At 37.7% G+C, this 18785-nt stretch carries 17 protein-coding genes; 10 read left to right on the forward strand and 7 right to left on the reverse strand.

Annotated elements, in window-relative coordinates:
* Nucleotides 1-12: 12 nt before the first annotated feature.
* From IGI87_RS01655 to IGI87_RS01665, 3 genes are all read left to right on the forward strand, one after another.
* A complete protein-coding gene (locus IGI87_RS01655; protein WP_438736094.1) occupies nt 13-1149 on the forward strand; it encodes a cystathionine gamma-synthase in 1137 nt (378 codons plus the stop codon).
* Nucleotides 1150-1310: 161 nt separating this feature from the next.
* Nucleotides 1311-2789: a hypothetical protein gene (locus IGI87_RS01660; protein ID WP_438736096.1), complete on the forward strand. Its 1479-nt coding sequence runs from the start codon at nt 1311-1313 to the stop codon at nt 2787-2789.
* A gap of 26 nt (nt 2790-2815) precedes the next feature.
* Nucleotides 2816-2992: a hypothetical protein gene (locus IGI87_RS01665; RefSeq protein ID WP_162782601.1), complete on the forward strand. Its 177-nt coding sequence runs from the start codon at nt 2816-2818 to the stop codon at nt 2990-2992.
* A 240-nt stretch (nt 2993-3232) separates the two neighbouring features.
* Here the strand turns inward: IGI87_RS01665 and genA are convergent, their stop codons facing one another.
* The 3 genes from genA to genR form a co-directional block, all read right to left on the reverse strand.
* On the reverse strand, nt 3233-4666 hold the full coding sequence (gene genA / locus IGI87_RS01670; protein ID WP_438736097.1) for a 6-phospho-beta-glucosidase GenA: 1434 nt from the start codon (nt 4664-4666) through the stop codon (nt 3233-3235).
* A 26-nt stretch (nt 4667-4692) separates the two neighbouring features.
* Nucleotides 4693-6027, reverse strand: a complete 1335-nt coding sequence (genB, locus tag IGI87_RS01675; protein ID WP_113794803.1) for a PTS sugar transporter subunit IIC — start codon at nt 6025-6027, stop codon at nt 4693-4695.
* A 173-nt stretch (nt 6028-6200) separates the two neighbouring features.
* Nucleotides 6201-6962, reverse strand: coding sequence for a transcriptional regulator GenR (genR, locus tag IGI87_RS01680; protein ID WP_438736098.1), 762 nt, complete (start codon nt 6960-6962; stop codon nt 6201-6203).
* Nucleotides 6963-7208: 246 nt separating this feature from the next.
* Here genR and IGI87_RS01685 point away from each other — a divergent pair, with 246 nt between their 5' ends.
* The 6 genes from IGI87_RS01685 to IGI87_RS01710 all read left to right on the forward strand — a co-directional run bounded on the left by IGI87_RS01685 (nt 7209) and on the right by IGI87_RS01710 (nt 13730).
* Nucleotides 7209-7751, forward strand: coding sequence for a dihydrofolate reductase family protein (locus IGI87_RS01685; RefSeq protein ID WP_085443748.1), 543 nt, complete (start codon nt 7209-7211; stop codon nt 7749-7751).
* Between the two features lie 131 nt (nt 7752-7882).
* On the forward strand, nt 7883-9250 hold the full coding sequence (locus IGI87_RS01690) for a TrkH family potassium uptake protein (protein ID WP_104854741.1): 1368 nt from the start codon (nt 7883-7885) through the stop codon (nt 9248-9250).
* Between the two features lie 20 nt (nt 9251-9270).
* Nucleotides 9271-10434, forward strand: a complete 1164-nt coding sequence (locus IGI87_RS01695) for a cation:proton antiporter (protein WP_113794804.1) — start codon at nt 9271-9273, stop codon at nt 10432-10434.
* 128 nt (nt 10435-10562) lie between these two features.
* On the forward strand, nt 10563-11003 hold the full coding sequence (locus tag IGI87_RS01700; RefSeq protein ID WP_002379040.1) for a CopY/TcrY family copper transport repressor: 441 nt from the start codon (nt 10563-10565) through the stop codon (nt 11001-11003).
* A 15-nt stretch (nt 11004-11018) separates the two neighbouring features.
* Entirely contained in the window at nt 11019-13502 is a 2484-nt protein-coding gene (locus IGI87_RS01705) for a heavy metal translocating P-type ATPase (protein WP_438736100.1), read from the forward strand.
* Between the two features lie 21 nt (nt 13503-13523).
* Nucleotides 13524-13730 carry a heavy-metal-associated domain-containing protein gene (locus tag IGI87_RS01710; protein WP_438736101.1) on the forward strand — a complete coding sequence of 69 codons (207 nt, stop codon included), beginning with the start codon at nt 13524-13526 and terminating at the stop codon, nt 13728-13730.
* A 44-nt stretch (nt 13731-13774) separates the two neighbouring features.
* On the opposite strand, the gene IGI87_RS01715 is transcribed toward IGI87_RS01710, so the two are convergent.
* Complete coding sequence (locus IGI87_RS01715) at nt 13775-15145, reverse strand: PH domain-containing protein (RefSeq protein WP_438736102.1); 1371 nt, start codon at nt 15143-15145, stop codon at nt 13775-13777.
* Nucleotides 15145-15534: a GntR family transcriptional regulator gene (locus tag IGI87_RS01720; RefSeq protein ID WP_002358356.1), complete on the reverse strand. Its 390-nt coding sequence runs from the start codon at nt 15532-15534 to the stop codon at nt 15145-15147. Before IGI87_RS01720 ends, IGI87_RS01715 begins: the two co-directional genes overlap by 1 nt.
* A gap of 149 nt (nt 15535-15683) precedes the next feature.
* On the opposite strand from IGI87_RS01720, the gene IGI87_RS01725 reads away from it, so the two are divergent.
* Nucleotides 15684-17012: an aminopeptidase C gene (locus IGI87_RS01725; protein WP_438736103.1), complete on the forward strand. Its 1329-nt coding sequence runs from the start codon at nt 15684-15686 to the stop codon at nt 17010-17012.
* Between the two features lie 44 nt (nt 17013-17056).
* Here the strand turns inward: IGI87_RS01725 and IGI87_RS01730 are convergent, their stop codons facing one another.
* Together IGI87_RS01730 and IGI87_RS01735 are read right to left on the reverse strand one after the other, a co-directional pair.
* On the reverse strand, nt 17057-17677 hold the full coding sequence (locus IGI87_RS01730; RefSeq protein ID WP_438736104.1) for a flavin reductase family protein: 621 nt from the start codon (nt 17675-17677) through the stop codon (nt 17057-17059).
* Nucleotides 17678-17698: 21 nt separating this feature from the next.
* A complete protein-coding gene (locus IGI87_RS01735; protein ID WP_002355221.1) occupies nt 17699-18673 on the reverse strand; it encodes a ring-cleaving dioxygenase in 975 nt (324 codons plus the stop codon).
* Nucleotides 18674-18785 lie beyond the last annotated feature (112 nt).

An 18785-nucleotide genomic window follows, 5' to 3' on the forward strand; every position in this document is an offset into this window, starting at 1 on the left:
AGGAAAATTTTTATGAAATTCAATACCAAATTAATTCATGGCGGCATTAGCAAAGACGCAACAACCGGTGCAGTGAGTGTTCCTATTTATCAAACGTCAACCTTTGAGCAAAATGGTGTGGGCCAGCCAAAAGAATATGAATATTCTCGTTCAGGTAATCCCACACGTCACGCGTTAGAAAACTTAATTGCTGAGTTAGAAGGTGGGAGCCACGGCTTTGCGTTTAGTTCAGGCTTAGCTGGTATTCATGCAATCATTTCTATGTTTGGACCCGAAGATCATATTTTATTGGGTGACGATGTCTATGGTGGCAGTTTCCGTTTATTGGACAAAGTATTTGTGGCAAATGGGTTAAGCTACACGATTGTAAACGCCAGTGACTTATCAACAATTGAAGATGCAATTCAGCCAAATACAAAAGCCTTGTTTTTGGAAACACCAAGTAATCCACTGTTAAAAATTACTGATATTGAAGCGGCGGCTAAGCTTGCTAAAAAACATCAGTTGTTAACGATTGTCGATAATACGTTTGCGACGCCTTATTTTCAACGGCCGTTAGCGTTAGGTGCTGATATTGTGGTTCATAGCGGGACAAAATATTTAGGGGGCCATAGTGATGTAGTCTCTGGTTTAGTTGTAACGAATCATTCAGAAAGCGCAGAAAAGATTGCCTTTTTACAAAATGCGATTGGCGCTGTTTTAGGACCACATGATAGTTGGCTGGTCCAACGTAGTTTAAAAACATTAGGCGTCCGGATGGCAGCGCATGCCCAAAATGCTCAAAAAATCGCAGAATTTTTAGAAGCGCATCCAGCTGTAGCAACGGTGTATTATCCAGGACTAGCGAGTCATCCTGGTCACGAAATTGCACAAAAACAGATGTCGGGATTTAGTGGCATGATTTCTTTTGAATTAGCCAAGGATGAGCAAGTCGTTCCTTTCGTAGAAGCGTTGGAAATTTTTACTTTAGCGGAAAGTTTAGGTGGCGTAGAAAGCTTAATTGAAGTACCTGCCATTATGACTCACGCATCTATTCCCAAAGAAAATCGTGAAGCCGTGGGAATTAAAGATGGACTCATTCGTTTATCTGTAGGAATTGAAGCAGTCGAAGATTTGTTGGCTGATTTAGAAAAGGGATTACAAGCATAATGAAGATAAGGTAGAGCTAAATGACTGTTAATTATTTAGTTCTACTTTTTTTATGCCAATATTTAAAAACTTTTTCAAATATTTCTTGATTCTTTAAAAAAATTGAGAAATAAACAGGATATAAACTACGTATACTTATTATAAAGAGAAAAAGTAAAGGAATGATTTTATTGGAAGGATTATTCGAAAATTTAGATAGATTTATTTCACAAATGAATGCGATAAAAAAGTATATAAGTTCTATAGATGAAATCATGGACACTACTTTTAGAATGAAAATCACAGAAATTAAAGATGGTAGAGCCATAGTCTATGCATATATCATGCTAGACCATTGGTATGAACTGCTGAAAGAAGATGAGCAATCATTTTTAAGAGAAATAAATAGATTTATTCAAAAAACGGAAGAACGTTTTTTAAAGAAAAAAGATATCAATGAATTACAGATAGGAAATCTGTTTACTATTATTTTAGAAAGATTTTCCAATGAAGAAAAGGGCGTTACTTTTTACATAGATAAAGAAAACGAACTTTCTTTTAAAATTAGAGACAATAAAATAGCTAAGGAGTTGAATATATATATTAATAAGTCTATAGAAGAAGATAGACAGCAGGAATTATTATATGAAACGTCATTAATTTCTCTAAGTAATGCCTTTGAAGCATTATTTTACAAGATGACAGCATTTGTAATAACAAATACTAGAAATTCTAAAATTGAAGAAAAACAGTTGACGTATAAGCAAATGATAGATTTAGGAGGAATTGAAGAAGCGAAAGAATATTTAATAGAAAAAGCAGTTGAAGAAGTAATGAGAGGTACTCAGATTAGTTGGCTAGAACATCTAGCGAAAAATACAAGTAAAAAGTTTTTTGAAGAATTGGTTGGGGAAGAGGAAAAACAATTTAATGAATTCTTTTTAAGACGTAATTTAATCATACATAATGAAGGACGAGTGAATAAAAAATATGTAAATGCTTGTAACCAAAAAGAAATCAGCAGTCCATTTGGCATAGGGGAGAAAATTGTTTTATCTATTAATTATTTGTTGTCCAATCTAAATTTATTATTTGTGATAGCAGTTAAAGCAAACTATTATGTTGTAAAATCGTACTTTCCCAAGAATTTTCAAAAGTTTTTTGACCATTATCATAGCATTGCATTTGATCAGCTTTTATCAGAGGAGTATGAAATTGCGCATGTTGTTTTAGAAATGTTATTTAAAGATAGTAATCACTTCTCAGAAAAACAGAAATTAATGCTCGTTATTAATTATCTACAAAGTCTAAAGTGGACAAATAGAGAGCAACGATTGACAGATTTACTTGAGCGGACCGATTTTTCTTTAGCAGATAACGAACACAAATTATGCGTAGCATTGATTCAAGATAATTTTGAGGAGGCAGTAACTTATTTAGACGAATTATTGCAAAAAGAAAAAATGGACAGTGGTAACGATAGTGATTTGTTGAACCTCTATATGGAATGGCCCATCTTCAAAGAATTTTGCAAGACAGAAATTTTATTAACTTATCTAGCGAAGCATAATTACAAGGATGTAAAAGTAACATCAAAAATAATTGAAGAGGAAATAGAAGTATGTGATAATGAAGGAGAGACAGACAGTAACAGACAGTAATATAGGAGTGAACAGGAGGGACTGCAGTGGATAGAGAACAGATCGAATTACTTCAAGAAATTAACCGAATTCGTCATCAAGAAAGACACGAAAAATATATTAAAAGTGTGTATTACAAAGAGTCTGAAGAGAAAGTCATTTCAAGAGATGATACAAAAATCGTTGAAGTACTTCAACAAATAAAGCGAAGAAAACAAGCCTGATAAACGGCGGGAACAGAACCAACTCCTTCGGAAATAAGCCGAAATTCTCCAAAAATTAAAGAGCAATTTTCGGAAATTCCTTCTTATTTCTCGGAGCTAAACGGTTCCGTCCCGACCTTGTTTTTAATTAAGGTATTTTGTGTTATTTGAAGAAGGGGCATCGCTCAACAATGAAAAACTCTGTTTAGTATTTTTAAATAATCTTCTATTTATTACGTAATTGTTTAAAAATAATTTTTTTTAATATAATTCTTCGCCATTCGTAGCAATCACTTGTTGATACCAAGCAAACGATTTTTTCTTTCGCCGTTCCAACGTTCCGTGACCATCGTTGTCTTTCTCTACATAAATGAAGCCATATCGTTTCTTCATTTCACCTGTACTAGCGCTCACTAAATCGATGAATCCCCAAGGTGTGTAGCCCATCAAATCAATGCCGTCATACGCAACGGCTTCTTTCATCATCTCAATATGTGCACGTAAATAAGCGATTCGGTAAGTGTCGTTAATCGTTCCGTCTGGTTCTAGCTCATCAATAGCACCAAAGCCATTTTCGACAATAAAAAGTGGTAATTCATACCGATCATTGAACCAATTCATTGCATAGCGCAAGCCCATAGGATCGATTTGCCAGCCCCAATCAGATGTTGCTACATAAGGATTTCGCACCAAGTCTTTTGCTTCATTGTAGTCAAAAGTGGGTGCCTTTTCTGCACCTTTCACAGCAAATGACATGTAATAGCTAAAGCCAATATAATCAACACAGCCATTAGCTAAATCAGTTAAATCTTCTTCTGTGACATCTAATGAAATGTTTTTTCGTTTCAAATAGCATTGAATTGCACTTGGATAATGACCGCGGACATGAACATCGGTAAACCAATAACGTTTTTGCATTGCGCTAACACTCATTATCATATCCTCAGGATTACAAGAATAAGGATAAATAGGCACCATTGCAATCATACAGCCAATTTGGAAGTCAGGATTGATAGCGTGACCAATTTTCACTGCACGTGCGCTAGCAACGAGTTCATAATGAGCAGCCTGATACATAATTGCTTCGCGGTCTTCTCCTTCCTGGTAAGCAATACCAGAGTTAGTAAAAGGCGCAAAATCTTCTTCATAATTGGTTTGGTTGTTAATTTCATTAAAGGTCATCCAATATTTGACTTTTTTCTGGTAACGAGTGAAACACACTTCAGCAAATTTGACAAAAAAATCAATGACCTGGCGATTGCGAAAGCCGCCATATTTTGTGACTAAATGATAAGGCATTTCAAAGTGAGACAGTGTCACGACTGGCTCAATGCCGTTTTTCAAACACTCGTCAAACACTGTATCATAAAAACGAAGACCTTCTTCATTGGGCGATTCTTCATCTCCGTTAGGAAAAATTCGTGTCCAAGCAATAGAGGTTCGGAAACAATTTAAACCTAGTTCTTTGAATAGTTGAATATCTTCTTGATAGCGATGGTAAAAATCAATCGCTTCATGGTTAGGATAATGTTCATCGGGTAAAACGCCTGCGGTAATTTTACGAGGTACGCCATGTGCACCGGCAGTCATTACATCCGCCACGCTCACTCCTTTACCGCCTTGGTCCCAGCCTCCTTCTAATTGATGAGCAGCGACAGCGCCGCCCCAAAGAAAATCATTTTTCAAAATTGACATATCGTTTCAGTCCTTTGTTCAAATTTTTATGCGTTTTGTGCTTCGACTTTTTCAAGGGTTTCTTCAGTAATCGGTTGATTGGTTTCTTCTGCGTAATTAAGTGCATCCATTTTTTTAGCAAACGGTAAATAGATAAAGAAACTCATCGTCAGTACCACTACTTGAAGCAACGCTGCTTGCCAACCACCAACTAAAAGTCCAGAAATAATTGGAGGAGTAGTCCAAGGAACTTGCACCGCAGTAAAGAGAGGCACCAGTCCTGTGTACAAGGCAAAATATGTCACAACAGAAGAAACAATCGGTGTGATAATGAACGGCACAGCCATGATTGGGTTCATCACGATAGGTGTAGCAAAGACAATTGGCTCGTTAATATTGAAAACAGCTGGCCCAATTGAAAGACGACCTAATTGCTTAAACTGAGCTGATTTGGCAAAGAAAACCATGAACACGACTAACCCAATTGTCATGCCCGCACCAGTGACTGTTAAAAATTGATCTAAAAATTGTTGTGTAACAATATGGCCGCCATTAGCCAGTGTTAAGTCTTTTCCTGATTTCAAAATTTCGGTGTTTTCTAAAGAGTTTGCTTGTAAAATAGGGCCCATGATACCGCCAACGATTGTTGATCCGTGAACACCGAAAAACCAAAAGAGCGGGACGACAAATCCTAATAGTAATGCGCCACCTAGTGAATCTGTGACCCCTTGAAGTGGTGATTGTAGCACTTCGTAAATAAAGTCAAAGAATGTCGTATTGAAGACTTTATCTAGAAGAATGAAAATTAGCATTGCACCAGTTACAATGACGCTGGCAGGAATTAACGCAGTAAAGGAATTGGCCACATTTTCTGGTACAGCTTCTGGTAATTTGATGCGAATATCATGACGTAAAAACCAACTATATACAACGCCTACTAACAAACCAACAATAATAGCTGTAATCATCCCTTTGCCAGCTGTCCAATCTTTGTTGATGACATTGCCAACTACTGCGCCAGAAACCGCATCTTTGACTTCAGATGACATAAACAAAATGAAAACCACCATGGCAATCATGCCCGCTGGGAGGCCTTCAAATCCCTCGCTTTTTACATATGAGTAGGCAATACCGATGACCGCAAATAAAGACATAATCGCAAAAGATGCACCATATGCTTGATTGAAATAAACGGCCAGGCCACTTGCGTTAACCCATTCAGAAATAGCTGTAACTGGGAAATTCGCTAATAGAAGAAACACGGAACCAACAATGGTAAAAGGCATCGTGTAAAGCATCCCGTTCCGTAAGGCAGTAATCGCTTTGGTATTGACGAATTTTAGTACTGGAGGTAATAATTTCTCGTTAATCCATTCGTTCATAAAAATCTCTCCTTTGAAGAATAATATAAATGCAAATGTATCCGTTTACATATTTACTATATAAGGTTATTTGAAGAAAAAATAGACTTTTGCTTGAATGAGAAACATGTACCAAGAAAAAAAACAAAAAAGCTCATGCTGTCCAAAACAGCATGAGCTTTTTTGGAAAACGATTAGGAATGAGTTTCATCTAGTTCCTTTAAAAGTTGACTTGCTTGATGAGCTAGGAGTTCAATTAAAGCAATGACAGGGATTTGAGTGGTTGTATTGACTGATTTATCTGCAAATGGAGAACGTTCGTCGGGCATGTAATAGGAGATGTTGTAGTCAGCCAAGCGGGCAATAGTTGAATGTTGATTGTTGGTAATGCTTAGCACTTTGGCGCCAGCTGTTTTAAAATCGGTCATTTGTTTAATCATTTCATTGGTTTCCCCAGATACAGACAGAATCAAGGCTAATGTATTTTCAAATCCACGCTTGGGGATAGGCGTAAAAGGATCAGCAATACTGTAAGAATTGATATTTAAGTTGGTAAAATAACGACTGCCATAACTGCCTAAAATCCCGCTAGTACCAATGCCAGTAAAGGCGATGTGACGTGCTTGAGCAATCATTTGAATCGCTGGACGAAGCATTTCGTAATAGGTTTCTTGGTTTAATTTTTTCAAAAAAGCATCGACGTGAATCGTGGCATCATAAAAATTTTCAAACGTTTGTGTTTGTTTGGCTTCTTCTTTCACTGCATATTTTAATTCGGAAAAGCCAGCATAGCCCATTTTGTTACAAAATCGTAGAATCGTTGAGGTGGAGACATGACAGGAAGTAGCCAGTTGGCGAATGGTCTGTTGAGGGATTTGGTGCAGATGTTCCAGTACATAATGGTAAACGAGCATTTCTAATTCATTCAAGGTCTGAACCTTCTCTAAATCACACAAAGTAATCCTCCTTTATATAAAAACTGAATATGTTATTTTTTTGTGTAAATTAAATAAACCAATTCTTATTTTTTTTGAAAAAAATGCAAAATAACTCAATAAAAAGTTTCTTATTTCCTATTTTACAAAAAGTAGCCCAATTATCCTAGTTTTTCTCTTTTTTCTTTTAAAAATAACAATGCACACCCCTAGAGTTTTTTGTGAAAACAAGCTAAAATAGATAAGAAGAGAAAAGGAGGCGTTGGTGTGGCACGGGAAGTAATTTTATTTATTGCAGCGAGTATTGATGGTTTTATTGCGGATAAAGCAGGCGGTGTTGCTTGGTTAGAAGAGAATATTCGTGGCGATGAAGAAGATCGTAGTTACGATGAAATGTATGAAAAAATAGACACTGTGGTAATGGGTCGGACTACTTATGATCAAGTTACACAAGAATTGTCCCCAGATGTATATTTTTATGAAGACAAGCATTCTTATATCATTACCTCTCATCCAGAACCATCAACTGCTTCAAGAACTTTTACCAAGGAAGATCCCGTCACATTAATTCGTCGTCTCAAAGAAGAAGACGGCGCTGGAATTTGGATTGTTGGAGGCCCGAAAGTGGTTCAACCGCTTTTGGCAGCTGATTTAATTGATACCTTCATTTTGACGACAATGCCACTGTTTCTGGGTGAGGGTATTGCTCTATACGAGACAATGGCTCAATCAATCCCAGTTCGTTTAAAACAGGTTTATCAAAAAAATGAGTTGGTTTATTCGATTTATCAACGTGAAAACAAAAATTAAAAAATAATTATTCGGTTGGGCAAGTTGCTTTCAAGGTTTTGAGTTTCTCATAGGGCGAGAGGAACAAAGCAACATTTGTCTAGCCGTTTGTGTTGTTTTTGATTGACAAAGAAATGATAGAGGAGAAAAAAATGAAACATCAGATCAAAAGAAGGTTGTATATTTCACCTGTTCAAACAATTGTCTTAGGCTTTTTTCTATTAATTGTTGTAGGCACGATCTTATTAATGATGCCTTTTTCTGCACAAGCTGGACAAAAAACACAATGGATTGATGCTTTTTTCGTGGCAACTTCCGCCGTCTGTGTTACAGGACTTTCGCCTTTGAATACGGCGGAACATTGGAGTCCTATCGGGCAAGTTATTATTATGATTTTGATTGAATTAGGCGGCTTAGGTTTTTTAACAGTTGCCACGATTTTCTTTAGTTTGCTGCGAAAAAAAGCGTCACTAAGTGTACGAATGTTGTATCAAGAAGCGTTAAATGTTAGTGAAGTTTCCGGAGTTTTTCGTTTAATGAAATATATTATGAAGTTTGCGGCTATTATTCAATTACTTGGAGCCTTCTTGTTGTCCTTTCAATTTGTGCCGACATTTGGGTGGAAAAAAGGGTTGTTTTTTAGTCTCTTCCATGCCGTTTCGGCATTCTGTAATGCTGGTTTTGATTTGCTAGGAGATAGCCTGGTTCCTTATCAAAATTCGCCTTACCTTTTACTGGTCATAAGCTTTTTAATTATAGCTGGTGGCTTAGGATTTATTGTGTGGCGCGATATTTTTACAATGATTAAAGGCTATAAAAATAAAATTAAGCACCGTGTTAGTATTCATACACGCCTTGCTTTAACGGTGACCGCCACCTTTTTAGTATTAGGGACCGTTATTTTTTACATTTCAGAATATCGCCATTTTCCAGCTGACATGTCTTTTTGGCAACGTCTTGTCAATAGTTGGTTCTTGTCGGTTACACCAAGAACTGCTGGCTTTTATTCGGTTGATTATTTAAAAATGAGTAATCCAGGCCTGATTGTCACAATTTTGTGGATGTTTATTGGTGGAACTTCAGGATCAACCGCTGGCGGCTTGAAAACCACCACGTTTGGGGTGTTATTTTTACAATTTCGTGCGATTTTTAAGGGGAAACAGCGAGTGGAATTCCATGAACGCACAATTCCTGAGCGAGTAGTGCTCCAAGCGTTTACTTTGTTCTTCTTGGCAACTTTTTTATGTGTAACTGCTTCGGTTATTCTCTCGTTTACAGAAACATTACCTTTAAAAAACGGGATTGAGTATATTGTTTTTGAAGTAATTTCTGCTTTTGGAACGGTTGGTTTAACAATGGGGTTAACACCAGATTTAACTGTTTTTGGTAAACTGGTGATTATTTTTCTAATGTTCGTCGGTCGTGTCGGTGTGTACACGGTGTTATTATCATTAATTAAGAAAGGCTTGGAAAGTCAGTCGAAAGTTCAATATCCAAAAGAATCAGTGATGATTGGTTAATAGAGAAAGAGGGAAATAGAATGGAATTTTTAGGTATTTTATGTTTGATTTTAATTACAACAACTTTAGCAGGTGTTGCTTGTAAAAGAGTAGGGATTCCTGCAGTAATTGGGCAATTGTTAGTAGGGATTGTGTTGGGTCCAGCGATGTTAAATATTGTGCATCAGGATGTATTTGTGCATGACTTTTCAGAGATTGGTGTAATTATGCTGATGTTTATTGCTGGAATGGAATGTGAATTGGACTTATTGAAAAAATATGCGAAACCTAGTGTCATGGTCGCTATTTTGGGCATTGTTTTACCGGTTGGTTTTACTATGTTGATTAGTCAGCTGTTTGCTTTTTCTTGGAAAGAAGCTTTTTTCCTTGGGTTAGTTTTAGCAGCAACCTCGGTCAGCATTTCAGTAGAAGTATTAAGAGAGTTGAATGTTTTAAGTAGTAAAGAAGGTGCAACGATTCTTGGGGCTTCTGTCGTTGACGATATCGTGGTCGTGATTATTTTAAGTGTCGCTGTCGGCATGATTGGTGCAAGTACAGGCGGCAATACAGAAGTCAGCTTTATTGTTAAGTTAATTGAACAAGGCTTATTCTTTATTGGGATTTTCTTTTTGGTTCGCTTTATCGCTCCTTATTTACTACGTTTAAGTCAAAAAATGAACATTGGGTCTTCCGTTATTATCATGTCATTGATTATCTGTTTGGGCATGGCTTATTTGGCTGATTTAGTTGGTTTAAGTTCTGTCGTAGGTGCCTTTTTTGCAGGGATTGCTGTGGGCCAAACGGATGCCAAAACAGAAATTGATTTCAATATTGAAGCTATTGGCTATGCCGTGTTTATTCCCGTCTTCTTTGCCAGCATTGGCTTATCAGTGACATTTAACACGTTAGGAAAAGATTTACCTTTTATTTTGGTAATGACGATTATGGCGATTTTAACGAAATTACTGGGCGGCGCCTGGGGAGCGAAAATGGTTGGTTTCTCCAATACAAGTTCCTTGATGGTTGGTGCTGGGATGGTTTCGCGTGGGGAAATGGCATTAATCATTGCGCAAATTGGCTACCAATCTAAATTACTTTCAGAAGCGTATTATACGAGCATGATTGTGGTAATTATCTTAACGACCTTAGTTGCACCGTTCTTATTGAAATACTTTGTTAAAAAACAAGAATCTGCGTTGCGATAAAAAAAGATGAGCAGAAGTTGTTGACAAAAAAATAAAATAGCTATATGATGAGTTCAAGATAAATGACTACGTTTGTAGTCGATAAACTTGAACTCTTTTTTTATTGATAAAGGAGGAATTTAACGAGTATGGCAAAAGATAAATTAGCGACAATTACTGATGCAGAGTGGGAAGTCATGCGGGTTATTTGGACCCAAGGCAAGACCACGAGTCGTGAAGTGCATACACTTTTAAATGAGAAGAAAGAATGGAAATCAACGACCGTCAAGACGTTACTAAGTCGTTTAACAGATAAAGGGTTAGTTGGAACGGAGAAAGCAGGCAATAAATATATTTATTATCCGCTAGTAGAAGAACGTCAGAGCGTTGAAACGGTGGCAGATGAACTTTTGGCCAAAGTGTGTAGCCGTAAAGTCGGTTCCGTGGTAGAAACAATTTTAACAGAGAGTCAGTTGAGTTATGACGATTTGGATCGATTAGAGGAACTCTTGAAAGAGAAGCGCAAGACGGCGGTTGAATCTGTCCCTTGTAACTGTATTCCTGGTCAATGCCAATGTCATTTAATTTAAAAAGGAGTGAAAAAAATGGAAAGTAAAACGTTTGATATTGAAGGGATGAGCTGTGCTTCCTGTGCCCAAACGATTGAAAAGGCTACGTCGAAGTTACCTGGGATGGCAAAAGCAAGTGTCAATTTAGCTACGGAAAAATTAAGTGTCACGTATGATCAGACGGAAGTCACAGAAGAAGAAATCAAGGAAGCTGTGTCAGATGCTGGCTACAAGGCGATTAGCCCAGCCCAGCAACGAACGTTTGCGATTGAAGGAATGAGTTGTGCTTCCTGTGCTCAAACGATTGAAAAAGCTGTGAACCAATTATCTGGTGTTCAACAAGCGATTGTTAATTTAGCCACGGAAAAACTGGTAGTTAGTTATGACGACCATCAAGTAACGAGTGCTGAAATTATCAAAGCAGTTACGGATGCAGGTTATCAGGCGACAGAAGAAGTCACTGCCGGTGCAACAGCGGACCAAGATCGCGAAAAGAAACAAAAACATATTGCTGAGATGTGGCAACGTTTTTGGCTCTCAGCGGTGTTTACAGTGCCACTTCTTTATATTGCGATGGGACACATGGTAGGCTTACCATTGCCAGATTTTTTGAATCCAATGACACATGCGACGACTTTTGCAATGGTTCAATTGATTTTGACTTTACCTGTCCTATATGTCGGCAGAGAATTTTTCACAGTTGGTTTTAAAGCATTATTTAAAGGTCATCCGAATATGTTTTCTTTGGTGGCTTTAGGAACCAGTGCTGCTTTTGTGTATAGTTTATATGGCACAGTCATGATATTCTTAGGAGATACAAGTTTTACAATGGCTCTTTATTATGAATCAGCGGGTGTTATTTTAACCTTAATTACGTTAGGAAAATATTTCGAAGCTGTTTCAAAAGGGAAAACCTCAGATGCGATAAAAAAATTAATGGGTTTAGCACCGAAAACTGCCCATATTTTACGTGACGGCGCAGAAATTGAAGTGCCAGTTGATGCTGTTCAGTTGGATGACATTGTGGTTGTTCGCCCGGGAGATAAAATCCCTGTTGATGGAGTGATTGTTTCAGGCAGTAGTTCTGTGGATGAGGCCATGTTAACGGGCGAAAGTTTGCCTGTTGAAAAGAAAGTCGGTGATGCTGTGATTGGGGCTAGCATCAATAAAAATGGCAGCTTTCAATTTAAGGCAACAAAAGTGGGAAAAGAGACGGCCCTTGCCCAAATCATTCAATTAGTGGAAGATGCGCAAGGCTCAAAAGCGCCGATTGCACAATTAGCTGATAAAATTTCGGGTGTTTTTGTTCCAATCGTCATTGGTTTGGCTGTCCTTTCTGGCTTGGCTTGGTTCTTTTTAGGACAAGAGTCATGGATTTTTGCTTTGACAATTACCATTTCTGTGTTAGTGATTGCTTGTCCCTGTGCGCTCGGCTTGGCAACGCCGACTGCGATTATGGTGGGAACAGGTAAGGGCGCCGAAAATGGCGTTTTAATTAAAAGCGGGGATGCTTTAGAAACAACCCATAAAATTCAAACAATCGTGTTTGATAAAACAGGGACTATTACAGAAGGCAAACCGGTGGTTACAGATATTTTAGTTGTTGATTCAGCACTTTCCGAAGCTGAGTTACTGACATTAGCAGCTTCTGCAGAACAAGGATCAGAACATCCCCTAGGTGAAGCAATTGTGGGCGCGGCTAAAGAACGTCAATTGCCATTAGCAAAAGGAAGCGATTTTTCAGCGATTCCAGGTCACGGGATCCGTGTGACAGTCAACGAACGAGTCTTACTTTTGGGCAATGTGAAATTAATGAAAGAAGAAGCTATTGAGCTATCAACATTTGTTCAACAAGCGGATCGTTTGGCAGAAGAAGGGAAAACCCCAATGTTTGTGGCAAAAGATGGTTCGTTTGCGGGCATTATTGCGGTAGCAGACACTGTGAAGGACAGCAGTCAAACAGCTATTGCGCGTTTGCATAAAATGGGGATCGAAGCCGTGATGATTACGGGAGATAACAAGCGCACTGCCGAGGCGATTGCGAAACAAGTAGGTATCGATCGTGTCTTAAGTGAAGTTTTACCAGAAGATAAAGCGTTAGAAGTGAAAAAACTACAAGCAGAAGGAAAAAAAGTTGCGATGGTGGGTGACGGTATTAATGATGCACCAGCACTTGCCCAAGCGGATGTGGGGATTGCTATTGGTTCAGGCACAGATGTTGCAATGGAATCGGCTGATATTGTGCTAATGCGCAGTGATTTAATGGATGTGCCTACAGCAGTTGAATTAAGTAAAGCGACTATCAAAAACATCAAAGAAAATCTTTTCTGGGCATTTGCCTATAATACATTAGGTATTCCAGTGGCCATGGGTGTGTTACACTTATTTGGTGGACCTTTGTTAAGTCCGATGATTGCAGCAGCTATGAGTTTTAGTTCAGTCTCGGTCTTATTAAACGCCTTACGCTTGAAAGGATTTAAACCTTCGGCGGTGAAAAGAACTAGTGGAAGTCAAAAATAAAATTGAAAAGGATGAAGTGAAATGGAAAAAACAGTAAAAATTGACGGAATGAAATGTGAGGGCTGTGTTCAAGCAGTCACTGAAAAATTTAGTGGCATTGACGGCGTAACGAATGTTGCGGTTCACTTGGCAGATCATACAGCCGTTGTGACAGCAGATCGTGAAGTAAGTCAGGATGAACTGAATACTATGTTGGCAGGTACAAAATTCAAAGTTGTCAGCGAATAACAAAAAAACAGGGCCTACCATCATGCGTAGGCCCTGTTTTTTTGTTATGGAAGTTTTGCTTTAATTTCCTGATAAATCTTAGTCGTTTCTTGACCATCACGCGCAGTATAATAATAAACTTTCTCCCGTGTTTCTATTTTCAGAATCGGCTGACTTTTTGTATAAATTAGTAAATAAGCAGGTTTTCCAGCGACTTTAAATTCTCCTGTTAAGTAACTATCTGTCGCAGCGCCCATTGTGCGAATGCGTTCTTGAGGTAAGTTATCAATCAAAGAAACAGCAGCGATTTGGTTAAAAGGAATCGATCTCGTTTTTGCTAATGGGGCAGATAATTCAATTTGTTTCTTTTCGATGGTTGCTTGAAAGGCATGGTTAGAAAAATCATTTATAAACATCGGTACTGTGGCAAAGAACAGCACCGCAATCGTTAAAATACCAGTAGCAGCTAGAATAATTTTCCCAGCAGGACGACCGAGATTAATAGATAAATTCATACCAATGCGATCGGGAACCATGATTTTGGGGTCCTTTGGATTGATATAAATCCCATACCGCCAATATTGATCATCATCCCCATAGCGATAATCGCCGGCCTGTAAAACGAATTGGTCTTGTTTTTTGCGCATTGAAAATAGGTAGTAGAAAAGAAAGCCTACATAAACAAACAAAAGAATAAAATAACAAAATGTAAGGGTCATCGCAACCGTATAATCAATGACAATTGTGAAAGTTGGTAAAATGGTTAACGGCGCAAAAACTAAGGCCGATAAAACCATTAAAACAGACCAATGATGTCGAAATAAATCATTGATTTGCTGATTAATTTTTGAGTCACTAGTTAGCGGTTTGACAGGTAAGCGCGCAACAAAATAATAGCCGCCGGTGAACAAACTTAACATCAAAACAGCAATTAAGAAAAGAATCCAAGAACCAATCGCCGTTTGCAAGGAATAAAAGCCCCCCGCAAAAGTAAGAATAATCGCAGGTAAAAACCACCAAAATGAAATAAGTTTCTGGTTTTTATTTAAAACTAATTGTGTGTCGATTAAGAGAGGACGCTTAGGAAGCAACCAGCCGTTTTGCATTTTTAAAGCGGCCATTTTGCGAATATAAACAATTTGCAGATAGTAGCCACTGCCAATAAAACTAAATAAAAGTAACAGAAAAAGGAACAATAAAATCGAATCATAAGGAATAAATAACAAAGGTAAACTAAGAACACTGAAAATGGCTGCTAATTGAACCAAGTGTTTTTTATAACGTTTTCGGATTGCTTGAACGCTGGGATCTTGTAGTTTATCTTCTGGTAAAGTGTTTTCCAAAATAATATTTTTGTGAGGATTTGCATAAATCCCCATAGTAAATGCCATAAAAAAAGCGACAGAAACTAGGATGAAATAAAAGAATACCGCCATTATAATGCACGCCCTTTCGAATCAAAATTTTGATAAATTTTCTGAATAAGTGCTTGGATTTCTGCTTCGGATTGCTGATGTAAAAAACTTTCAGCTAACAGAAGTTCTAAACGCTCATGCAATTGCTGTTGCCAAACAGCGGTAGCAGGTAATTTTGCGGCAATTTTGGTACCGTTACGACGGTCAGTCACAATATAACCTGATTGTTTTAACTTGTTATAAGCTTTTGAAACAGTCATCATATTGACCCCGATTTCGTCTGCCAATTGTCGGATAGAAGGCAAACTTTCATTGGGAACCAGTTCACCTTTGGCAATGCCTACAATGATCTGATCAATGAGTTGCTGATAAATCGGTTGTTCGCTTTGTTCATCTATTTCTAAAAGCATCGAATCACTCCTGTCTTATTTGTGCTACCTGTATTATATATACTAATACAAAAAGAGTTAGAAAGCAAGGAATTTAGAGTAAATGGTTGTTTCTGCTTAAAGAGAAGCATATAATGAAGAAGAACGTAAAATGAAAGGACGATGAAAAAATGACAGCAATTGAACCAAAATTAACAGAGAAATTCCATCAAGATTTCTTGAACAATAATAAACAAAATGCCTTACAACGTAGTGTTGTAAAAAATGGTATCAGCGCTTCTGGTGAATCTGTACAAGGAGCCGTGAATAACGTACCCGTCTTTTCAGTCGACTTAGCTACTGGAAAAGTGGCCAATCAAAAACAAAGCGGTCGCTGCTGGATGTTTGCGGCGTTAAATACATTTAGACATAGAATGTTAAATACGTTTCAATTAAAAGATTTTGAATTATCACAAAACTATACATTTTTCTGGGATAAATATGAAAAATCAAATTATTTCTATGAAAATATTATTGCAACAGCCGATCAACCGTTGACTAGTCGTAAAGTGGCCTTTTTATTAGCTACACCACAACAAGATGGTGGGCAATGGGATATGATTGTTTCAATTTTTGATAAATATGGCGTAGTACCTAAAACGGCAATGCCTGAAAGTAGCAACAGTTCCAATTCACGTGATTTAAACAACTATTTAAATAAAAAATTACGCAAAGATGCAACAATTTTACGTAGTTTAATTGAAAAAGGCGCTTCTGCTGAAGAAGTCCAAAAAAACAAAGAAGCAATGTTACAAGAAATTTATAATTTCTTAGCAATCTCTTTAGGAACGCCGCCAGAAACCTTTGATTTTGAATACCGTGACGAAGAAAAAAATTATCATTTGGAGCAAAATCTAACACCGCAAACGTTCTTTGAGAAATACGTTGGCGTTGATTTACATGATTATGTAAGTATTATTAATGCTCCTACAGAAGATAAACCCTTCAACAAAACATACACTGTTGAAATGTTAGGGAATGTTGTCGGCGGCAAAGAAGTTAAATATTTAAATGTAGAAATGGCTGCTTTCAAAAAATTAGCTGCTGCACAGTTGGAACAAGGCGAATCTGTTTGGTTTGGTTGTGATGTCGGCCAATCTTCAACACGTGACACAGGAATTATGGCATTAGACGTTTACGATATGAACGATCTTTTTGATATTGATTTTACGATGACTAAAGCAGAACGTTTAGACTTTGGTGAAAGCTTAATGACACATGCCATGGTTTTAACAGGTGTTGATATCATTGATGGCCAAACAACAAAATGGAAAGTGGAAAATAGCTGGGGCGAAAAAGTCGGTGAAAATGGCTTCTTCGTCATGAGCGATGCGTGGATGGACGAATACACTTATCAAATCGTTGTGCACAAAGATTTATTAACTGACGAACAGAAAAAAGCTTGGGAACAAGCACCAACTGTTTTGGCACCTTGGGATCCAATGGGTGCGTTAGCCTAAAACAGAAAAAGAAGGCCCCCGCCGTCATGGCGGGGGCCTTCTTTCTACGTTGGACGGCGAACTTCACGGATTTCGCCCAATGTTGTATAATCATTGCCTGCTAAACGAGCAATCGGTTGGAGTTTTTCAGGTAAAATGTACTGATGTTCTTCATCAAAAACGGCTGAATCAAAATAGAAATCGGTAATTTCTACAATGAATAAATCCGTAATAATTTGACCTTCATGGTTAGCAATAGGTACATATTGATGTAAGTGAGCTTCCATCCGAATCGGCGCGGCTTTGATTGCTGGAACAGCAACAGTCTGGCTGGCAATGGTTTCAATACCGAATGTATCAATTTCACTGATCTCTGCTGCTAAAGATGCCGAAGTTTGATTCATTTGAGTAAGAACGTCTTCATTAACGAAATGGATGACGAGTTCTTTAGTAGCCAAGATGTTTCGTGCCGTGTCTTTAGGCTCTTTGTCTGGTCGTAAAATGGACAATGTTGCTAAAGGAATTTCAGCTGCCGCCGCATTAAAGAAACTAAAGGGGGCAGCGTTGACGATACCTGTAGCTGTATCTTGTGTTGTAACCCAAGCGATTGGCCGAGGAATAATGCTTCCTGATAAAAATTTATACGCTGTTTTTGCAGATAACTCGTTACTATTGTAATGAATCATAGGAGCCTCCTAGAAAAAATACTAATTTCTTTGAACATTTGCATCTGAAGTATCGAAAGGACGCACAAATTCTTCAATCCCTGCCCGTTTTGGTTCCAAAAATGGTGGTAATGATAATTTTTCGCCAGCGTGTTCATAGGTTTCATCCTCTAAAAAACCAGGACCATCGGTTGCCAGTTCAAATAAAACATGTGTTGCCGCCAAGAAATATTCAGATTTAAAGTAAAAACGTTCCACAAAGCCAGAATTAGGGAATTCCAAACGATTAATTTTTTCAATCCAGAAACGTAGTGCTTCCTCATCGGCAACGCGCAAGGCTAAGTGATGGACGTTGCCGTAGCCTTCTTGGGCCGCTGGCAAATCTTCTCGATGCTCTACGATAATGCTGGCTCCATTCCCGCCTTCACCAACTTCAAATAAATGGAAACTACCTTCAGCATCAATCAATTTGAATCCTAAAACTTCAGTTAAAACTAGTTGCAGATGTTCGTAATTTTCGACAGTTACAAAGGCTGGACCTAAGCCGATTAAAGCATGTTCACTAGGAACGTTAGATTTTTTCCAAGGCGTGCCAGCTGCAACACCTTGGTTCTTTTCATCAGAAATAAGCTGGTAACGTTGATTGTCAAAGTCTTCAAATTCTAAATACTTTTTACCAAAACGTTCTTGAATTTCTCCATGATCAATTGCATATTCATTAAAGCGTGATACCCAGTAATCCAAAGCAGCATCATCTTTTACACGGAAGGAAGTACGAGAAATTGTATTGGTTCCTTTGGTTCCTTTAGGTAAGCCTGGGAAATCAAAGAAAGTCATGTCTGTTCCGGGAGAGCCAGCATCATCAGCAAAAAATAAATGATACGTTTCAATATCGTCTTGGTTAACGGTCTTTTTAATTAAACGTAGACCTAAAATATCGGTGAAAAAGTGGTAAATTTTTTCAGCGCTTGAGGTCATGGCAGTGACGTGGTGTAAACCTAAAATTTGTGTATTCATAATAAAAATCCTCCTAAAAGAAAAATAATTTTTTAATTAACTTACTAAAAGTAAGTTTAAATGATTAGTCCTAAAAATGCAAAAGAAATGTCTCGAATTCGAACTATTATTT

The sequence above is a fragment of the Enterococcus sp. DIV1444a genome, from assembly GCF_051712125.1.
Taxonomy (GTDB): domain Bacteria; phylum Bacillota; class Bacilli; order Lactobacillales; family Enterococcaceae; genus Enterococcus; species Enterococcus faecalis.